We start from the raw sequence: 18,625 nt of genomic DNA, 5'->3' as shown, positions 1-18,625 counted from the left end.
AATTATTTAGGCATTTCTATTCGGTAGCTTTTTACGGCTGTGTGTACCTTACCAAACATATCGGTAGCTTTTATTTCAATTTTATGCTCACCGGTTTCAAGGTTAGCCGGAAGACTACCTCTCCATACGTGCGTACTGATAACCGGATCTGACGAACGTCTTCCTGCCATGAGTTCTTCCGCTAGGTCCCATTCGTAAACCAGTTCCACATACGACGGATCCTGCGCTTCAACGTGATGCATTTGCTCCCACTTACCATTGTCTACACGGTATTCAATTTTGTCATTTTTACCACCCATAAAGAAGTTTACAAAAACACCTGCTTTTGTTCTTTTTCCTTTAGCAATAACCTTAGGGGCAAATACCTCCATTTGATGTTCTTTGGCTTTTCCGGCAGCTTTATATTCAATGCTGTATTGGTTACCGTTAAAGTGGATAAAAGCATAACCTTTTGGTGTACCATCTCTCATTACAGAAATAGGGATTCCTTTTTCATCCAGTTTACCCGAATACCAGTCGCCCGAAGTTGTACCGATATTATAATGGTGATGAGGTTTGTCCTGTAACCATCCGTCTTCTTTATTGAAGAAATCCTGACGCTGTAAATGCGTGTGAGCCGAAAGGGAAAGGGTATAAGGATAATCTTTTAACGCACGGAACATCCTGTTACGGTCTTCATCGCGGAAAGAATCATCATTTGCTTCCGGTTCGCTAATTGGGATATGGAATGCCAGTACAATAAGATGGTCTTTAGGTACAAACTTCAGGTCGTTTTCAAGGAATTCAAGTTGGTCTTCCCTAAAACCACCCCAGTAACCTTTTGCATCTCTTGGATCAGGGTACATAACGTTATCCAGCACTATAAAGTGAACCTTACCATAGTTGAATGCATAGTTGGCAGGGCCAAAGTGAGCCTCATAGGTCTCGTCGGCAAGGTTATCATTTTCGGCGTCAAAATTCAAATCGTGATTACCCAGTACATTGTACCAAGGTAATCCTACTTTTTTTGTAGCCTGAATGTATGGATTAAAAAGGCTAAGGTCGTTACCTACAAGGTCACCCATACTAAGTCCGAAAACAACACCTTTTGTGTCCTGGACATCGGCAACAATACCTCTTGCATAAAAGTCAATCTCTTCAAGATTGTATGGTTGCGGATCGCCAAAAACAAGCGCAGTGAAATCTTCGGTTTCCTTAGCAGTCGTTAGTGCAAAATCTACCGATTTAGGTAGTTTTCCTGTTGGTGTAACACCATCAAATTTTGCTTTAGGAGAACCCTGTGGTTTGTGGATGTAAAAAAACTGAGGAAGGTTGTCATTGTTAACAGGAACATTATACCCTGCCGGTTTTATTACCGATATTATAGCATCATCGCTAATGCTAAGTTCATAATTACCCTTTTTATCGGTAAGTACTACATCACGTCCGTTAGTAACGGCAACATTGGCAACGCCTTTTTCTTTTCTTTCTTTTTTACCGTTTTGGTTAATATCGTTATATACTGTCCCTGTAACGGTTTGGGCAGAAAGGTATGCTGCAAAAAGCAGCATACCTGTTGTAATAATGTGTTTTTTCATTTTTAGTTGAATCTATTAATTATCCCACCAAACTTTGGTGTTGATGTCGTCTTCACCTATCATTTGTACAGCAGCCTGGTAGTTTGAAAGGTTGTATACCTGCTGGTCTGAAGGATAAGGGAACCTTGATGGCATTATACCGTTGTTAAGCATTGCAGGAGTGGTAGGAAGCTCTGGTAAGCCGGTTCTTCTAAACTCAAACCATTGCTGGTAGTCTACAAAATACAGGGCATAGTATTTTTGAAGCATTATCTGTTCCAGTGTGCCGTCATACTGTACTGCTGTATTATCAAAGTAATCTTCGGGCATAGTGGCTTTAACCTGCTCTATAGCTGCTTTAACACCTTTGTTATAATGCTCTTCGGCATCACCTGTAAATCCTCTTTGCGCAACTTCTGCCTTAATGAATTCTACTTCAGAATAAGGAAGAATAAAAATTTGCATTGGGTTAGTAACCTGTAGTATCTGTAAGGTAGAGGCATTATATTCAAACTGAGAATCCGGTCCGTCATAACCGCTGGGGATACCTATATAGCCAATGTTGTTATTGTCAAGATCAGTACCTGTTGTAGCGATAAGCGGTCTTCTTGGGTCGTTCCAGTCGTTAAGATTGTCAATAAAGAATGATGCCATTTTTACGTTAAGCCTAAAATCCTGAGGTCTTCCCCAAGGCGATACGTTTGCACCTACGCCTGTTACCTGTAGTATAGCCGACTCAGCATTGCTTTCAAATACAGGATATTCTTCAGGGTTGTTTATCATTGTTGTAAGCTTTTGGAAAGCATTCGTTTCAGTACGGTTTGAGATTCTTAATAAAAGTCTCATGTGTAATGAGTTGGTGAATTTTTTCCATTTCTCAACATCATTATTAAAAAGGATGTCGCTTGCATATATCATACCCATATCGGTATCATATAGTTGGTTTGCCGTTTCCAGGTCGCTAAGTATGGTTTCATAAATAAGTTCCTGACTGTCGTATGCAGGGTAAAGTATACCGTCTTCGGCTCTTACTGCCTCAGTCATAGGTACAGGTCCAAACTGGTCTGTTAGGTTTGAGTATACCCATGCATTAAGCGTTAAGGCAGCTGCCAGGTAGTTGTTGTCTCCCGAAGCTTCGGCAGCCATACGCATTTCACGTATGTTTGCCAGCCACTTGTAGGATGTATTCCATGACGAGTTACCTATATTAGGACTAACGTCATAACGATGTAAGCCTCCCGATACACTTGGGAAAGGCAGGGTAACCTGCATAAGGTCAAAATTAGTACTGGCACTGCGTGATGCATTGTGACTTGCCATACCATAAATGATAGGGTTAATAAGTGTACCCGGACTAATTTGTGCTATTCGGTTTGGATCTTCGTTTATTTCTTCAAAATCACCTGTACAGGCTGTGTTAAGCATAAACAGCGATAAGCAGGCGGCTATATAAGTTATCTTTTTCATTTTCAAATCAGATTAAAAATTCACTTTTAAGTTAAAACCATAAGTTGCAGGCGAAGGCATTTGCCCCATTTCTATACCCTGTAGCATTACGTTACCGTTAAGTGCTGCAGTTTCCGGATCATATATTGGGAAGTCTGAAACTACTGCCAGGTCCCTACCGAATACTGAAAGCTGAACTGAGTTAAGTCCTGTATTTTTTAACCACGTTTTTGGGAAGTTATATCCAAGGCTCACCTCACGAAGTTTCAGGTATGAAGCGTCAAATGAGTTTGACTCAATATTAGCCCTGCGGTAGTATCTCTTATACCAGTCGGCAGGTTTAACCTGTGTAGTGTTTGGAGAGTAAGTACCGTCGCCGTTTTGAACAACACCGTCACCTACAATAAACCCTTCTTCTCTACCATAATATGTTGAGGTAAGTTTACCCTGCTCCATAGACTTGTGGTGCGTTTGAGAGTAAATAATACCACCATACTGTCCGTCAACCGTTACACTGGCAGTGAAATCACCAACAGTGAATACGTTTGTTAAACCGGCTTTCCATTTAGGGCTTGCATCGCCTATGTATTGTATCTCATCCGGGTAAGCAGGCAAACCAGCATTGTCATAAACAATCTGTCCGTCGTCAGAACGTACAAAACCATAACCGTAAATTGCAGTAGTTGTACCGCCTACACGAGCAATTACAGATGCAGTACCACCTTCACCAATTACCTGCTGATCCTGAATGCCTTCGGCTAACGAAAGTACTTTGTTCCAGTTGCGGGACCAGTTAAGGTTAGCAGCCCATTTGAATTTTGGATTGTCAAATATTTTACCGCCTAATAGTAACTCTATACCACGGTTTCTTACTTTACCTGCATTAAGTACGGCTCTGTTGTAACCTGTACTGTAATCCATAGGTACTTCAATAATCTGGTTTTTGGTGTTGCTCTCATAAACAGTAGCATCAAGATTAATACGCTTTTTAAGCATATACAACTCAAAACCGGTTTCAAAGCTGGTGGTAATTTCCGGTTTAAAGTGGTCGTTAAATAATAATACAGGAGCTACAGCCGAACTCGCAAAATCACTCTGGTCGTAGTATTTCTGCGTTTTGTAAGGTCCGGTATCGTTACCTACCTGAGCAAAAGAGAAACGGTATTTTAAGTAATCGATAGTTTTAGGCATGTTGAACATTTCCGACAGTATAAAGCTCGAGTTAGCTGAAGGATAGAAGAACGAGTTGTTAGCAGCCGGAAGGGTGCTTGACCAGTCGTTACGTCCTGTAAGGTCAATAAATATCTGGTCTTTGTAAGAAAAAGACATTAAACCGTAAAGTGAATTTACTTTTTCAAAAGCATCTCTTGCCCTGATTAGAGGGGCATTAATACCGTTAGTTAATTTGTAAACATCCGGTACCACAAGGCCTTCAACCTCTGCTTCAGTATTTCTGTATTTATAATTTTTAAGGTTACCACCTACAGAACCTGAGAAAGCAATAGAGCTGCTTATGTTGTTTTTGTATGATAGTAAGAAATCAGTATTAACTTCCTGCTTATATACATTTTGTGTTTTAAAGAAACCTTTTGCATAACGGTTAATGCTGTAAGGTCTTCTTTGCTCCCTGTGCTGACTGTAAGTATTAATAGCCGATCTAAGCATTAAGTCAAGATTAGTAGCCAGGTTAATGTTAGCAAAAATGTTACCTACTATCTGGTCATTATCCAGTGAGTTAGTAGCTTCATAAGCTATAAGATATGGGTTGTCTATGTACGAACTGAAAGGGTGTACCTGCTGGATATTTTCCTGTCCCTGTTGCCATATGCTACGGTACCAGTCAAGGTCTACGTTAGGGTTTTGGAAAATCATGAAGTAGGCGATAGATCCGTTATTGTACCCTGTAGAAGGGAGGTTGTCACTGGTTCTGTTATTAAAGTTAACAGATGTTCCCAGTTTAATTCTTTCTGAAACCTGATAATTGGCATTCACGGCAGCAGATATTCTTTCGAAACCTGTGTTAGGCATAATCCACTCATTTTTTTGGTGACCTAAAGAGAATCGCATAGAACCTTTCTCGTCACCTCCCTGAATAGAAAGGTTGTTGTTGTACGTTACACCTGTTCTCCAGAAATCTTTACGGTTATCTTTGTATGGCTGCCATAATTGTCTTTCTGCCGACTGGCCTTCAAGTGTTGGGTCGTACTGGTAAAATAACTGACCGTTAAACTCAGGTCCCCATGCACTACTTGTACCACCGGTACTACCTCCGTCTTCAGAGCTTCCGTAAGAGTAATATGGGTTTCCGTCTGCGCCAAAAGAGTTTCCTGTGCCCTGGCCGTATTTATACTGCCAGTCCGGCCATCTTTGTATTACATCAAAAGTAGCGCCTGTCGTATAAGTAATACCTAAACCTTTGTTCTTTTTACCCGATTTTGTTGTAATGATTAATGCACCGTTTGCTGCACGGCTACCATAAAGTGCTGTTGCACCTGCGCCTTTAAGTACGGTTACGGTTTCTATATCGTCAAGGTTAAGTTCAGATATACCGTTACCATAGTCAATAGGGGAGTCCTGACCCATATAGGCTGATGATGATCCAGATGTTGTCATCTCCTGATTCATCGGCACACCGTCTACTACTATAAGAGCATAGTTGTTTTCGGTAACAAGCGATCTGTTTCCTCTTAATACAATTTGTTGTGAGTTAAGTGGTCCTGATCCTGATGATACTATATTTAAACCGGCTACTTTACCTTTTAAGGCAGATGACCAGTTGTTTGGAGTTGTAGTTTCAAGCTGATCTGTTTTAATGGTTTGTTGTGCGAAACCTAAACGTTTTTCTTCCCTTTTAATACCAAGAGCTGTTACTACTACCTCATTAAGCTCGTTTGATTTTAGGGAAAGTGTAATAATAAGTTCTTTAGAAGGGTTTGCTTTTACTTCTACGGTTTCAAAACCGATGAATGACACTGCAAGGGTAGCACCTGCCGAAGTGGTAATGGTAAAGTTACCGTCCATATCGGTTACTACACTGTTGTTGGTTCCTTTTTCCAGTACCGAAGCACCCGGTAATGAAAGTCCGTCTTCATCTATTACCTTACCACGGATTATTTCCTGCTGGTTTTTAGTAACAGTGATGGTGTTGTTTATTTTTTTGAACAGGAAACCTGTTTTAATGGTGATTTTATTTAAAACATCTTCAACACTTTCGTTAACTGCTTTGATGGTTAGGCGCTGGTTAGCTTGAGATATTTTTTCGTCAAAAACGAAAGTGAATTCCGTTTCGTTTTCAATAGCAGAAAAAACTTCTGTAATTGAGGCATTTTTAAGGTCTAGGTTAATTTGCTTACCTGTTGGCTGTCCTTTTACCGGAGCAGCAAAAGTGGTTGCAGCCATGAGGATGGTGCAAAACAAATAAAATAATTTGTTTGATATTCGATTCAAAAAAAATTGTAGTTTAGTATCCATTACTATAGGCTATAAATTTGATTTTGTTTGTAGTCTTTGTTTTAAGTAAGTGGCCCGTTTCTGTTGCAGCAGACGCGGGTTTTTTTGTTTTGGTTAATGGTGAGTATTTCTTCTTATAATAATTTGGTTTTTAGTTAAATAATCGATTTTTACTTCTTTAAGGAAGGCGATACTTTCAAGTATATTTTCCAGCTTCTCGTTTTTATACTTACCGGTTATGGTAAGGTTTTCAAGGCTGCTGTCTTCAAATTTTATAGTCACATTGTACCAGTTTTCAAGTATTCTGGCAGTTTCGGCAAGCGTATTGTCTTTAAGTATTATTATGTTTTTAGTCCAGGCAATACCATCGCTGCTGTTCTCTTTAAAAAGCACAAATTCATTATGGGTGGTATATTCTGCCTGTTCGTTTTTAATAAGGAATACTTTTTTTCCGGCACCATCGGTTACCTGTACTTTTCCGGTAAGTACACTTACTTTAGTGTTTAGGGTGTCGTAAGCATTAATGTTGAATGAGGTTCCCAGTACTTTTATGTCTACCTTGTGAGTTTGAACTATAAAAGGCTGTTGCGGGTTACGGAATACTTTAAAGTAAGCTTCACCTTCCAGAGTAACTTCTCTGGTTTTTCCAAATTCTTCAGGGTAGCTTATGCTACTGTTGGAGTTAAGTACTACCACGCTGCCATCATTCAGCAGAACTTCTTTCTTCTCCCCTTTAGCGGCAAACTCGGTAACAGTAGGTATCTCTTTATTAATAAGCGTGTAGCAAAAAGCAAGTCCGGCTACTATAAACAGGGCAGCGGCAACCCTCATGGCCTTTTTCCATAAAGGAATAACCTTTACAGGTTTTATAGCTTTGCTTATAGAGTTGTAAATATTATCCCTTTTTGAGTCAAGAATATGCTCAGGGATATCATTAGTGGTTTTTTGCATTTTTTCAAAGTAAGCTTCAACGGCAGTCTTTTCTTCTTCAGTACAGTTGCCTGATGCATACTTTTGGGTTAAAACGATAAAATCTTCTTCTTTCAAAATACTTGCTTTTACCTTTAAGTCACATTTTTTGACCCAAACAAGTAGTAAGAAAATTACGTTTAATGTTTTCTTAAAAAATGAGGCTAAGCCGTAACATTAAAGAAACAATGAGATAACAACTATAGCCAGCTGGTAATTGTCTAAGTTGTTGCGTAAGTGTTTAATAGCGTTGCTTATGTGCTTTTCTACGGTATGTACCGATAAATCAAGTTTTTTTGCAATTTCGCTATTGGTGTAGTTTTCAAAACGGCTTAAAAGGAAAACTTCACGACATTTTGGTGAAAGTTTTTCAATCTCGGTAAGGATGCCTTTTTCAAATTCCTGATACTCGATATCGGCAGTTGTTTTTGCCGGAGTCGGAATATCCTGTAACACATCAATATGTTCCTGAGTGAATTTTAATCCTCTGATATGGTTTGCTACCCTGTATTTTACCGAACGCATAAGGTAGGCTTCAAGATTTAATATGTTTGAGGAAGAAGCATTGTTCCAAAGACTGATGAAAATTTCCTGAACGATATCCTGGCAAATTTCTTCGTCACGATAAATCTTGTGGGCGTAGTTGTAGAGTTTTTTCCAGTAGCGGTCAAAAATAACACCAAAAGCCGCCTCATTCCCTTGTTTTAAAAGGTTTTGTAATTCATTGTCTGGTAATGAAGTAAGCTTTTCTCTCATGGTAAAAACAGCATAGGCAAATGAATGACAATCCTGTAAAACCTACCAGAGATTTATTTTAAGTTTGTGTTATATAATGTTTAAATTGATGAGGTTTTAGACGGTTTTAAAACGGGAAAGTGAGTAACGAATGCTGACTTGCCGTATGTAAGTCCCTCCATACACGATTAAGTTCCGATTCGGTTTTGGCAGCTTCCAGTCCGCAGTAAGGGTAAAGGGTATCGGTTACTTTTCGGGCAGTATGTGCTAAAGTTCTGCTGTAATGTGATACCTGCTTCAGTATATCGTTAGGGATAGTATCTTGTTTTATGTAGTTCTCCCATGATAGGTCTACTACTTCATAAAATTGCTGTGAATCATTTTGAAGTTGTGATTTTGCTTTTATGAATTCGTTTTCAAAATAAGATTTCTGTTCAGGGGTGAAACGTTCCATACCCGACCTGTTGTAAAACAAATCTTTAACCAATTCAATAAAATGTGATGCCATTCCTAAAAAGTTTACAGCCAGTGTGGCTTCGGCTAATTGCAGGAAAGGATAGTTGAGGTAGGGAGCAGCTGTTTTAGGGCTTCCGTTTATAGTAAAGCTTCGGTTTGCAGGGACTTCAATATTATTTACCGTAAAGCTATGACTGCCCGATGCTACCATTCCCATAGAAGGCCAGTTAGGTACTATGGTCACTTCTTCTTTTTTAAGAAGGAAGGAAAGTACGAGTTCTTCATTATCATTATTAAAAACTGCAGATCCATCATTGTTTTTAATCATGCAGTTCATGGTGAAATGAGTGGCGTGCAATGCTCCGCTGGCATGTTTCCAGCTACCGTTAATGCTATATCCGTTTGGGGTAACGGTTGCTGTTCCTGTTGCAGCACCGCTTCCTGCCAGGCAGGCTTTTGGGTTACTGAATACCTCTTTTGCTAAATCAGGGTCTAAAAATGCAGCAAACCATGCTGCTCCGCTGCATAGGGTAACGGTCCATCCGGTACTGCCGTCGGCTTTTGCAATCTGTTCTTCCAGTCGCAGTATTTCGGGTAATGGTTTTTCCAGTCCGCCATATACTTTCGGTGCATAAATGTTAAACCAGTTTTGGGAATGGATGAGGTTAAGGATTTCATGATGCAGTTTACCGTTTTGTTCTGATTGTGCTGCATGTTCTTTTATGGTTTGTGTCCATAAATCTTTAAACTCAAAATTATCCATAATTGTTTTTTAGCTCGATACTTTGCAAAAGTAAAGTATAGCCTAGTTACAGAAAATATAAACGGACAGAAATATTAAAAAGAAATATCTAGCTGAAGCCTAAAGCGCCATCCGCCTTCATAAGGAAGACTTTTGTCATGATAACTGAAATACGATCCTTCGCCTGTGAGTTTGCACGCGTGCCCATGGAAAAACCAGTTACACGCAATAGAGGTTTCTGTCTCCAGGTTTTGCGCTAAATCAATGTTTGGTTTATATTCGGCATATCGGGCGGCAATCTCCATTTTTTTAGGAAACCAGTCCAGCAGGTAATGAAAAAAGTACCCGCCCTGAAAGTAATATCCCCTCATTTGGGTTTTTTGGTCTCCATTAAGTTTGTCAAAAATATTTTTATGATGCCATTCGGCCTGTCCCGAAAATCCGCGGTATACAAAAGCTGTTTCTAAATTGTTTTGGTTTACCCTGTACTGTCCGTCAAGACCGTCTTCAAATCCGGTTATGTAACCACCACCTGCCTGTGAGAAACGCGTGTAAGGACTACGGTTTGTGGCTGCTGAAAAAGCGATTATAGCAGCAGGTTTTTCATGAAACTCCAAATCACTGCTTTCGAATCCTACCTCACGCCCTAAAAAATTCCATTGCAATCGCCCGAAATACATAAGGTTATTATCATCGTTAGCAGTATTACCGCGCCCTGTTCCGGTAAGTGCAGCGACCCAGTAATTAAAGTCAATTATACCTTTGCCTTTCAGGTGTCCGTAAACCTCAATACCCTGCTGTCTGTCCATTGTGAATTCGCGGTTTATAAGGGAGCGGTCTACCATTTGCTGTTCACCACTACTAATAAATCGTTCACGGGAAAACTCCACTTTCCATTGCCCAGCCTTAAAACTTAAAAAGTCCCACTTTTCTAACATTACCCTAAAGTCAAGCAGGTTGCTTTGTGAGAGTTCGTATTCAAAATAATATTTAAGCCATGATTCATAAGCATGCCCGCCTACCTTGAGTCGCGCCCTGTTTATTTTAAAAACCGTTTTGTTGTCGGTTTGAAAATCATCATAGGTTAACGGATTCTGGTCACCCGGTGTAGCTGCTCTAAATTGTAGTCGCGCCCTTATCTGCATCTCAAAACGGTCGTTTGCTGTAGTGAGTTCAAAACCTTTGTGTCCGTAATGTACTTTTACAACGGAAGAGGAATCTTTCTCGGTTTGTGAAAATACCGATAAATGGAGGAGCAAAAGCAGGTAAGGTAATATTTTGTTCATTGGGTTGGTCTTCAGTTGGGTATAACTAATTTACAAAAAAAAAGCCTCTGATTTTCAGAGGCTTTTGTGTTTTAATATCGATAATGATTATTTATCTGTTATACGGATATTCGTTTATCCAATGGAACCCTCTGTTCATAAGCAGGTAGTCGTTCTCATCTGTACGCAGAGTATTTAATTTTATAGTGTCATTTTTATAAATGCCCTCAAAGGCATAATGAATACTATCGGTTTTGTAGTATTTAAACTTACCTATTTCTATAGAATCTTTATAGCTTAAAAATGAAATATGTTTGTTAATGGTATCGGCTTTTGATCTGAAATATATCCTGCTGTTGTATCCTTTTGTATGCATTTTAAAAATATTACCTGAATCCCATTTGTCTAAAACAACATAGCGCCACCTTATGGTGTCAGTAAGCATAGGTGGAAGGGTGTCGTTGTTTATGATAAAGTTTTCTACCTCATAAATTCCATACATGGGTGGTTTAGGGGCGATATCTCCATATTGTACTTGCGATTCTACCCCTCTGTAAATCATAAGCGACACTGCTGCTATAATAGCTATCCCTTTTAATATCTGTGTAGTAAGATTTGCCCATTTTGGTTTAAATGGGTTTCGGTTAAGTTGTGCACTTACGGGTTTATTCAGGATAAATACATTTACAAGTCTTTTATAATCGAGCCCTATAAGGAAAGCGGAAAGGAGTAGCAATTCAAAAGAGAATAGTTTTACCGGTATATCATAAGACATGTTCATTAGAAACACGTTTAGCATTACGCCAAAACATACAACGGCTCCCAGTGTTCGTGTTTTACGGTACATTAAAAGTAAGCCGCCTGCTACTTCACATAAACCTGAAAATATAGTGTAGGTGTCAGAATATCCCATGAATGTCCATGCCAGCCCCATAGGTGATTTATTACCTAAAGGTGATAGCAGGGCACTAAGTGAAGGATATCCAAACTGGGTTTTGATAACTTTAGAGAATCCGTACACCAGCATAAAAGCACCTAAGTAATAACGGATGTAGGTTTCCTGCCAGTAAAGTGTAAGTTTGTATTCTTTGCTTTTACGGTCAATAAGTGTCCAAATTAATGCTACTATTAGTGCAAGGATAAGTATGAAGGCTAGTTTGGAATAGTCATACAGGGTGTCTCCACTACCGCTGAGGTGTCTAACAATTTCAATGTCCAGTAGCGGACTAATTAATTCGTTAGTGATGTTAAACAGGGTGTTCCCTATTATGGGTAGTATTGAAAAGGTGCAATAAGCAAAGAAAAACCTGAAAAGAAATTTAGTGAAGCCATTCCATGGCGCTTGAGATAAGGTGTTTGAATTATTCATTACTGTTGGTTTGATTGTGTAATGAATAACGCAATCGGTTTAAAAATGTTGTAGGCTTTTTCTTTGGTTTTAGTCTTAAAAAATGAAGTATTTATTATTATGTTTTTTCTTAACTCTTATGTAGTGATATATAAGTGCTGTTTTGTGTGATTTTTACAATAAAATGGTGTAAATGAAATTATTATGCTTACCTTTACCGATATTGGTTTTCTGCCTGAGCTTTTTCTGATCTGCAATTTGTTTACACTTTCTCTTCAGCCCGGCGTTTCAGTTGCCACTTTTCTAATCTAAACAAATTTTATCATGAACATTTATGTAGGGAATCTGAGTCAGGAGACTTCAGAAACCAAATTACGCGACCTATTCGCAACTTATGGCGAGGTCGAAACAGCGAAAATTATAACAGACAGTCTTACCGGTTTTTCCAAAGGATTTGGTTTTGTTGAAATGAGTAGTAAAAAAGAAGGAGAGAAAGCTATTGATGAGCTTAATGCAACTGTTTTTGAATCCAGTACGATAGTTGTTAACGAAGCCCGTAAAAAGCCTTCCCATTCGGGAGGAGGGAACTTTAAGTTCAATAAAAGAAGTTACTAGAGCTAACCTGACTAAAAAAAAACTAAGGGTAGCACATTTTATGTATTATCCTTAGTTTTTCTGTTTCAAGGCGTGCTTAGAATATTACATTGGCTTTTATAGCCAAATACAAACAAGTAAATATAAATTAAAAACTAAATAACATTTATGCCAGACTCATTTACAAAAAAAGAGAATATCAAAAAGAAGATTAAAAAGAAAAAAGAAAAAGAATTAAAGAGGGAGGACAGGAAAACAAACAACAATAAAGGGAAAAGCCTGGAAGATATGTTTGTCTATGTTGATAAGAACGGGCAGTTAACCTCTACACCACCGGTACAAAAACAGCCTGAAGTGAAAAATGAAAAGCGTAGTGATGCTTTTAACAAGAAATACAAATAATCAGTACAGGTTTTACATAAAAAACAAAAGCCGATTTACATTTTGTAAATCGGCTTTTTTGTTTGTGGTACCTCCAGGAATCGAACCAGGGACACATGGATTTTCAGTCCATTGCTCTACCAACTGAGCTAAGGTACCGTTGTCATTGCGGGTGCAAATATAGAACCATTTTTATATTATCCAAAACAAAAATCAAAAAAAATCAATTTGTATCTTTGCTGCACTAACAAAAGGAAAATGCTTTTAGCCGTAGATATAGGAAATACAAAAATTAAAGCCGCTGTGTTTGAGGTAAATGCCTTAAAAGAGAAATTTGTTTTTGAGAAAAACGAGGCCGAAAAAAAAATTAAAAAAATTTTTCATCAATATGAAAAAATTGAGGTTTCCATCCTCTCTTCGGTAGGAGAAAAGGAAAAAGAAGTAATAAGCCTACTTCAAAAACATACCCGTGTTGAGGTAGTGAATCATACTTTTTTGTTTCCGTTTATAAATAAATATGCCACTCCGGCTACTTTAGGTATAGACAGGATGGTGCTAGCAACAGGTGCCGTACTGCAATATCCTGATAAAAACAGACTGGTGCTCGATGCCGGAACCTGTATAACCTACGATTTTATAGACAGGAACAATCACTACCTTGGAGGTGCTATTGCTCCCGGATTACAAATGCGCTATGATGCCATGCATAATTTTACCGCTAAACTTCCGTTGTTATATCCTGAAGAGCCGATAAACTATATTGGAAACTCTACTTCGGGCTCAATGCATTCGGGAGCTGTGAATGGTTTTTTGCATGAAATTGAGGGGTTTATAAAAGACTATAGTAGGGACTATGAAGATTTAACGGTTATATTAACAGGAGGAGATGCTGAATTTTTGGCTAAAAGATTAAAAAACACCATATTTGCCAATTCAAATTTTCTACTGGAAAGTTTGAACAATTTGTATATATATAAAACCAACAATGATTAAAAAGATAATCGCAGGTATATTCCTTCTTTCTTCGGGGGTAATATTTTCACAAGAGAGTAATTCGTCACCATATTCATACTACGGCCTGGGTGACAGAAAGTTTAAAGGTACTGTAGAGAATATAAGTATGGGAGGCGTAGGGATACTAAGAGATAGTATTCACGTTAATCTTCAAAACCCTTCGGGTTATGCAGCTTTAAAATTCACCACTTTTACAGTTGGGGCCAATACTTCGGCTACCACTTTAAAAACAGATGAAGCTAGTGAAAAAGCTAATAGAACTACGTTTAATTATATTGCAATAGGGGTTCCTGTAAATAATAAATTTGGGGTGGGCTTTGGTTTAATGCCGCTTACTTCGGTAGGGTATAAGCTGGATAATTCATCTGTAGACGGTGATGGTTTAGAGAGATACAGAAGGTTTAACGGTAAGGGCGGATTGAACCGTGTGTATGGAGCGGCTTCTTATGCTATTACTCCAAAGCTTAGTGTTGGTGCAGAAATCCAGTACAACTTTGGTAATATTGAAACAAAATCTATAATAGCTGTTTCAGATGTGCAATATCCTACAAGAGAGAGTAACGATTCCCACTATGGTGGTGCATCATTTAATTTAGGTGCTACATATCAAACCCGTTTTGAAAATGGTCTTACATGGTATGCTGCTGCGACTTACGCGCCTTCTGCTACGTTAAATAGTTCGGTAACACGTAATATAGCGGTAGTTTCTTATGCTAATAGTGGGGCAGAAACGATTATGGATGCGCTTGATGAATCTAGCTTTGATGAAAAGGTAAAATTACCTTCAGCATATAGTATTGGTACAGGATTTGGTGTAGAGAGAAAATGGTTTGTAGGTGCAGAATATACTGCTCAGGAAAGTAACGAACTTGGTAATAGGTTTGATAACGTATCTGATGCTTCATTCCAAAGTTCATACAGAATGTCGTTAGGAGGGTATTTTATTCCTAAGTACAATTCGTTTACCAGTTATTTGAGCAGGGTTACTTACAGGGCAGGTGTGAGGTATGAAAATACCGGTCTTGTTTTAAATGGTGAAGATATAACCGATCTTGGTGTAAGCTTCGGTTTAGGTTTGCCGCTTGGAAGTGGTATTGGCGGGTCTAACCTTAACATAGGTTTTGAGTATGGCAAGCGTGGTACTACTAACGCCGGACTAATACAGGAAAATTATTTTAACCTGCATGTTGGGTTATCGTTTAACGAAAAATGGTTTGTTAAGCGTAAGTTTAACTAATCCTTAAAAATGTGTCATTTATGATAAAGAAAAATCTAACAGCTTTTTTATTTATCGCTTCGGTTTTTACAGCTGTAGCGCAGCAAACTTCAAAATGTGAAGAGCAAATTGCTGCTTTTGAGCAAACTGTAAAAGCTGAAAAATATGATGATGCATTGCAGGAGTTTAAAGGGCTTGTGAAAAAATGCCCTAATGTTGACGAAAAACTATACATACTGGCGGAAACTGCTTTAGTGTATAAGATTGAATCGGCTCAAACTAAAGAGTTAAGACAGCAATTTGCCGATAGTATTTTTGGAGTGTATCAGTTGCATAATAAAAACTTCCCGAAAGCTAAGAACAGCAATGATATCAATAAGGCTTTAATACAAAGCGATTACAGGCTGGCAGATGAGAAGGAGGTTTTTAAAGCGCTTGATGCTGCTTTTGTATTGCAACCGCATGATTATACTGATTACAAAGCTATAGAGGCTTATTATAATACTTATCTTAAACGTTTTGAAGCCGGACAGGAAATTACGCTAACTGATTTTACCGAAAAATTTGGGGCTATTTCCACTCAGGTAATGTATGCAAAAAACAGAATTGCCGATAGGCAAAATCAGTTAAAGCTAAAAGAAGAGACCGAGCCACTTACTCAGGAAGAGAAAGACTTTTTGGGAAGGGCAAATAAAGATATTGACGTGCTTACCGCTGTGGGGGAGAATGTAGACAGGCAATCGTCAAAGCATTTTAGTTGCAAAGGGCTGGAAGAATATTACACTGCTAATTTTGAAAAGAACAAAGAAAACAGCGACTGGCTTGAGGCTCTTGTTAATGTGATGTTTCTAAACAGATGTTATGAGTCGGAAGTATTAACAAAAGGCGCTACAGCTTTATATAAGTTAAAACCTTCTGCTCAATCGGCTTTTAATATGGGTACTATTGAGCTTAGGAAAAATAACGTTGACGGTGCTGCAGAATACTTTGATAAGTCGGCACAACTTGAAACTGATGTTGATCAAAAGGCTGAGGTGTATTATAAAGTTGCCGGAATATTAAGAAATTCAGATAAGGCAAGAGCCAAAGAATATATTTTGAAAACGGTTAAGGCTAATCCTAAAAAAGCCCGAGCTTATATTTTCCTTGCTGAGATGTATGCTTCGGTAACAAAAGAGTGTAATATTACTGATTTTGAAAGGAAAGCTTTGCTTTGGCTTGCTATTGATACTGTAAAGAAGGCTGAAGAGGCTGATGTTAAGTATAAAGGCACTGTTGCTTCCATGATTGAGAATTATGAGAAAAGACTGCCTACTCGTGATGAGGTGAAAGAAGCCGGAAAAAGAAAAGGCGACGAAATTGTTTATGGTTGCTGGATTAATGAAACAGTTACTATTCCAAAAGTGAAATAATGATGCTTTTAAAAAGTAAAGCTTTTATTTGTATGGGTCTTTTAGCGGTAGTGCTTGCTTCCTGCGAAAGTAATCTGAAAGATGTTCAGATGATGAATGCTGTGGCTTTTTCGCCGGCAGGTCAATCTGAAGATATAAATTTAAAATATACCGATTCAGGAGAGCTTAAGGCAATACTTGAGAGTCCGTTAATGCTTGATTTTTCTAATCTTGATTATGGTTTCAATGAGTTTCCCAAGGGGGTTCATGTAACTATGCTGGATGAAAACGGGAATAAAACCTTTATTGAGTCAGACTATGCTATTAGTTACAATAAAACACAGCTGATAGATTTGCAGGGTAATGTAAAGATTACTTCGCATGACGGGAAAAGGCTGGAAACACAGCAGCTTTACTACGATCAGAAAAATGAGTGGTTTTATACCGAGAAAAATTTTAAATTTACAGATGAGGACGGACGTTATTATGAAGGTCCGGGTATAGACTTCAATAAGGATTTCAGCATTATTAATGCACAACAGAACTCCGGTGAAGGAAATGTAGATAATATTGAATAATTATAACAAATGGGAATTTTTAAGTTTACAGCATATCTTTATCTTGTAGTGGCCGCTTTTTTTGTGTATGATGGTATTATGAGAATACAGGCAGGTGAGGCGCCATATATGTCATTTGCGATTGTTGCCGTTTGTATTTTTATGTTTTTCTTCAGGAAAAGCCAAATCAAAAAGTTTCAAAACAGGAGATAAACAGTAAACGCTTATGGAAGCGACAATTATCATAGTATGCCTATTGCTTTCCGCTTTTTTTTCGGGAATGGAGATAGCCTATGTGTCGTCAAATAAAATTTACCTTGGTGTAGAGAGAAAGCAAACTTCTTTTCTCTCTAGGATACTTACCAAACTTACCGAAAAACCGGCACGTTTTATTACCTCTATGTTGGTGGGTAACAGTATTTGTCTTGTGGTTTACGGTTACTACATGGGGGGAGTTGTAATGGGGTGGCTTGCTCCAATGCACTTTTCACTGGCTTCGGCTATATTACTTCAAATCATTATATCGGCTTTTATAATACTTCTTACGGCCGAGTTTATTCCAAAAGTATTTTTTCAGGTGTATGCCAATAAGCTAATTAAGCTTTTTGCATTACCTGCCTATGCTTTTTACTGTGTCTTTTCGTGGGCTTCAAAATTTGTTATTCATGTGTCTGACTTTATTCTGATAAAAGTATTTCGTACAAGTGGTGATAAACAGCAGGGGTACTTTAGTCGTGGTGAGCTTGGGCATTATATTACTGAGCAAATGAACGGTGTGGAAGAGCAGGAAGAGGTTGATTCTGAAATTCAGATATTCCAAAATGCTCTCGAATTTTCTGATCTCAAAGCCAGGGATATCATGACGCCACGAACCGAAATTGTAGCGGTAGAGATAAACGATACTGTGCAGGAACTTAAAGATCTGTTTGTAGATACCGGGTATTCTAAAATGATAGTATATCGTGAGTCTTTGGATAATATCATAGGCTATATACATTCGTTTGAGCTTTTTAAGAAGCCGAAAACTGTAGGGCAAATGATGATAGCTGCCGAATATGTTCCCGGTACAATTTATATAAAAGAGCTTTTAAATATACTTACCAAGAAAAGAAAAAGTCTGGCTGTGGTGATAGATGAGTACGGAGGTACATCGGGTATTGTTACCATTGAGGATATTATTGAAGAGCTTTTTGGTGAGATAGAGGATGAGCATGATGATGAGGAAGAGTTAATAGAAAAAGAACTGGGGGATGGAGTTTATCTTTTCTCGGCAAGGCTTGATGTAGAGTATGTTAATGAAGAGTATGGGTTGGAAATTCCGGAGAGTGATTCCTATTCCACACTGGGAGGCTTTGTGGTTTATAACACTAAAGAGATTCCTAAAACCGGGGAACGTGTAAAGTTTGATGATTTCGAAATTCTTATAGAAATGGCGTCAAATAAGAAGATTGAGCTTATTAAGTTTGTTCCGTTGCAGCAGAAATAAAAAAATTAACATTTTAATC

15 protein-coding genes, 1 tRNA gene and 1 pseudogene are annotated in these 18,625 nt (G+C 38.3%); 8 read left to right on the top strand and 9 right to left on the bottom strand.

All coding sequences use genetic code 11. The annotated features are described in order from the left end of the window. Nucleotides 1–2: 2 nt before the first annotated feature. The 8 genes from Q763_RS10570 to Q763_RS10535 all read right to left on the bottom strand — a co-directional run bounded on the left by Q763_RS10570 (nucleotide 3) and on the right by Q763_RS10535 (nucleotide 11,988). The gene (locus Q763_RS10570; protein ID WP_035134029.1) at nucleotides 3–1,577 is read right to left on the bottom strand and encodes a calcineurin-like phosphoesterase C-terminal domain-containing protein; all 1,575 of its coding nucleotides are present in this window, start codon (nucleotides 1,575–1,577) and stop codon (nucleotides 3–5) included. A 15-nt stretch (nucleotides 1,578–1,592) separates the two neighbouring features. Further along, nucleotides 1,593–3,023 (bottom strand): SusD/RagB family nutrient-binding outer membrane lipoprotein, encoded by a 1,431-nt coding sequence (locus tag Q763_RS10565; RefSeq protein ID WP_052123381.1) that lies wholly within the window; start codon nucleotides 3,021–3,023, stop codon nucleotides 1,593–1,595. 12 nt (nucleotides 3,024–3,035) lie between these two features. Next, entirely contained in the window at nucleotides 3,036–6,473 is a 3,438-nt protein-coding gene (locus Q763_RS10560) for a SusC/RagA family TonB-linked outer membrane protein (protein ID WP_035134027.1), read from the bottom strand. 93 nt (nucleotides 6,474–6,566) lie between these two features. Continuing rightward, nucleotides 6,567–7,499, bottom strand: a complete 933-nt coding sequence (locus Q763_RS10555; protein ID WP_035134025.1) for a FecR family protein — start codon at nucleotides 7,497–7,499, stop codon at nucleotides 6,567–6,569. Nucleotides 7,500–7,598: 99 nt separating this feature from the next. Next, nucleotides 7,599–8,177 (bottom strand): RNA polymerase sigma factor, encoded by a 579-nt coding sequence (locus Q763_RS10550; protein WP_035134023.1) that lies wholly within the window; start codon nucleotides 8,175–8,177, stop codon nucleotides 7,599–7,601. Nucleotides 8,178–8,283: 106 nt separating this feature from the next. Beyond that, nucleotides 8,284–9,375 (bottom strand): acyl-CoA dehydrogenase family protein, encoded by a 1,092-nt coding sequence (locus tag Q763_RS10545; RefSeq protein ID WP_035134021.1) that lies wholly within the window; start codon nucleotides 9,373–9,375, stop codon nucleotides 8,284–8,286. A 74-nt stretch (nucleotides 9,376–9,449) separates the two neighbouring features. Then, the gene (locus tag Q763_RS10540) at nucleotides 9,450–10,640 is read right to left on the bottom strand and encodes a porin (RefSeq protein WP_035134019.1); all 1,191 of its coding nucleotides are present in this window, start codon (nucleotides 10,638–10,640) and stop codon (nucleotides 9,450–9,452) included. 91 nt (nucleotides 10,641–10,731) lie between these two features. Then, the gene (locus tag Q763_RS10535) at nucleotides 10,732–11,988 is read right to left on the bottom strand and encodes a DoxX family protein (protein WP_035134017.1); all 1,257 of its coding nucleotides are present in this window, start codon (nucleotides 11,986–11,988) and stop codon (nucleotides 10,732–10,734) included. 303 nt (nucleotides 11,989–12,291) lie between these two features. On the opposite strand from Q763_RS10535, the gene Q763_RS10530 reads away from it, so the two are divergent. Continuing rightward, complete coding sequence (locus tag Q763_RS10530; protein ID WP_035134014.1) at nucleotides 12,292–12,582, top strand: RNA recognition motif domain-containing protein; 291 nt, start codon at nucleotides 12,292–12,294, stop codon at nucleotides 12,580–12,582. 147 nt (nucleotides 12,583–12,729) lie between these two features. Then, nucleotides 12,730–12,912: pseudogene (locus Q763_RS10525) on the top strand (cold shock domain-containing protein); the annotation flags it as partial. A gap of 116 nt (nucleotides 12,913–13,028) precedes the next feature. Here Q763_RS10525 and Q763_RS10520 read toward each other — a convergent pair. Continuing rightward, nucleotides 13,029–13,101 (bottom strand) — tRNA-Phe (locus Q763_RS10520). A 99-nt stretch (nucleotides 13,102–13,200) separates the two neighbouring features. Between Q763_RS10520 and Q763_RS10515 the strand changes: the two genes are divergently transcribed. From Q763_RS10515 to Q763_RS10490, 6 genes are read left to right on the top strand one after another with little or no spacing between them, the layout of a single operon-like run. Beyond that, on the top strand, nucleotides 13,201–13,935 hold the full coding sequence (locus Q763_RS10515; RefSeq protein WP_035134012.1) for a type III pantothenate kinase: 735 nt from the start codon (nucleotides 13,201–13,203) through the stop codon (nucleotides 13,933–13,935). Beyond that, a complete protein-coding gene (locus tag Q763_RS10510; protein WP_035134010.1) occupies nucleotides 13,928–15,193 on the top strand; it encodes a membrane protein in 1,266 nt (421 codons plus the stop codon). Before Q763_RS10515 ends, Q763_RS10510 begins: the two co-directional genes overlap by 8 nt. Before the next feature lie 20 nt (nucleotides 15,194–15,213). Continuing rightward, nucleotides 15,214–16,584, top strand: a complete 1,371-nt coding sequence (locus Q763_RS10505) for a tetratricopeptide repeat protein (protein WP_035134008.1) — start codon at nucleotides 15,214–15,216, stop codon at nucleotides 16,582–16,584. Next, nucleotides 16,584–17,141 carry an LPS export ABC transporter periplasmic protein LptC gene (lptC, locus tag Q763_RS10500; RefSeq protein ID WP_035134006.1) on the top strand — a complete coding sequence of 186 codons (558 nt, stop codon included), beginning with the start codon at nucleotides 16,584–16,586 and terminating at the stop codon, nucleotides 17,139–17,141. Before Q763_RS10505 ends, lptC begins: the two co-directional genes overlap by 1 nt. A 9-nt stretch (nucleotides 17,142–17,150) precedes the next feature. Continuing rightward, on the top strand, nucleotides 17,151–17,333 hold the full coding sequence (locus Q763_RS10495; RefSeq protein ID WP_035134004.1) for a hypothetical protein: 183 nt from the start codon (nucleotides 17,151–17,153) through the stop codon (nucleotides 17,331–17,333). A gap of 13 nt (nucleotides 17,334–17,346) precedes the next feature. Next, nucleotides 17,347–18,606: a hemolysin family protein gene (locus tag Q763_RS10490; RefSeq protein WP_035134002.1), complete on the top strand. Its 1,260-nt coding sequence runs from the start codon at nucleotides 17,347–17,349 to the stop codon at nucleotides 18,604–18,606. Nucleotides 18,607–18,625 lie beyond the last annotated feature (19 nt).

Origin of the sequence: Flavobacterium beibuense F44-8, from assembly GCF_000769915.1 — a bacterium.
GTDB lineage: Bacteria > Bacteroidota > Bacteroidia > Flavobacteriales > Flavobacteriaceae > Flavobacterium > Flavobacterium beibuense.
Note: the sequence above shows the minus strand (reverse complement) of the source record. Positions and strands in the feature narration are given on the sequence as shown.

Coding starts and splice junctions, on each gene's coding strand:
- Q763_RS10570 (WP_035134029.1), bottom strand. CDS start 1,577: ATGAAAAAACACATTATTACAACAGGTATGCTGCTTTTTGCAGCATAC.
- Q763_RS10565 (WP_052123381.1), bottom strand. CDS start 3,023: ATGAAAAAGATAACTTATATAGCCGCCTGCTTATCGCTGTTTATGCTT.
- Q763_RS10560 (WP_035134027.1), bottom strand. CDS start 6,473: ATGGATACTAAACTACAATTTTTTTTGAATCGAATATCAAACAAATTA.
- Q763_RS10550 (WP_035134023.1), bottom strand. CDS start 8,177: ATGAGAGAAAAGCTTACTTCATTACCAGACAATGAATTACAAAACCTT.
- Q763_RS10545 (WP_035134021.1), bottom strand. CDS start 9,375: ATGGATAATTTTGAGTTTAAAGATTTATGGACACAAACCATAAAAGAA.
- Q763_RS10540 (WP_035134019.1), bottom strand. CDS start 10,640: ATGAACAAAATATTACCTTACCTGCTTTTGCTCCTCCATTTATCGGTA.
- Q763_RS10535 (WP_035134017.1), bottom strand. CDS start 11,988: ATGAATAATTCAAACACCTTATCTCAAGCGCCATGGAATGGCTTCACT.
- Q763_RS10530 (WP_035134014.1), top strand. CDS start 12,292: ATGAACATTTATGTAGGGAATCTGAGTCAGGAGACTTCAGAAACCAAA.
- Q763_RS10515 (WP_035134012.1), top strand. CDS start 13,201: ATGCTTTTAGCCGTAGATATAGGAAATACAAAAATTAAAGCCGCTGTG.
- Q763_RS10510 (WP_035134010.1), top strand. CDS start 13,928: ATGATTAAAAAGATAATCGCAGGTATATTCCTTCTTTCTTCGGGGGTA.
- Q763_RS10505 (WP_035134008.1), top strand. CDS start 15,214: ATGATAAAGAAAAATCTAACAGCTTTTTTATTTATCGCTTCGGTTTTT.
- lptC (WP_035134006.1), top strand. CDS start 16,584: ATGATGCTTTTAAAAAGTAAAGCTTTTATTTGTATGGGTCTTTTAGCG.
- Q763_RS10495 (WP_035134004.1), top strand. CDS start 17,151: ATGGGAATTTTTAAGTTTACAGCATATCTTTATCTTGTAGTGGCCGCT.
- Q763_RS10490 (WP_035134002.1), top strand. CDS start 17,347: ATGGAAGCGACAATTATCATAGTATGCCTATTGCTTTCCGCTTTTTTT.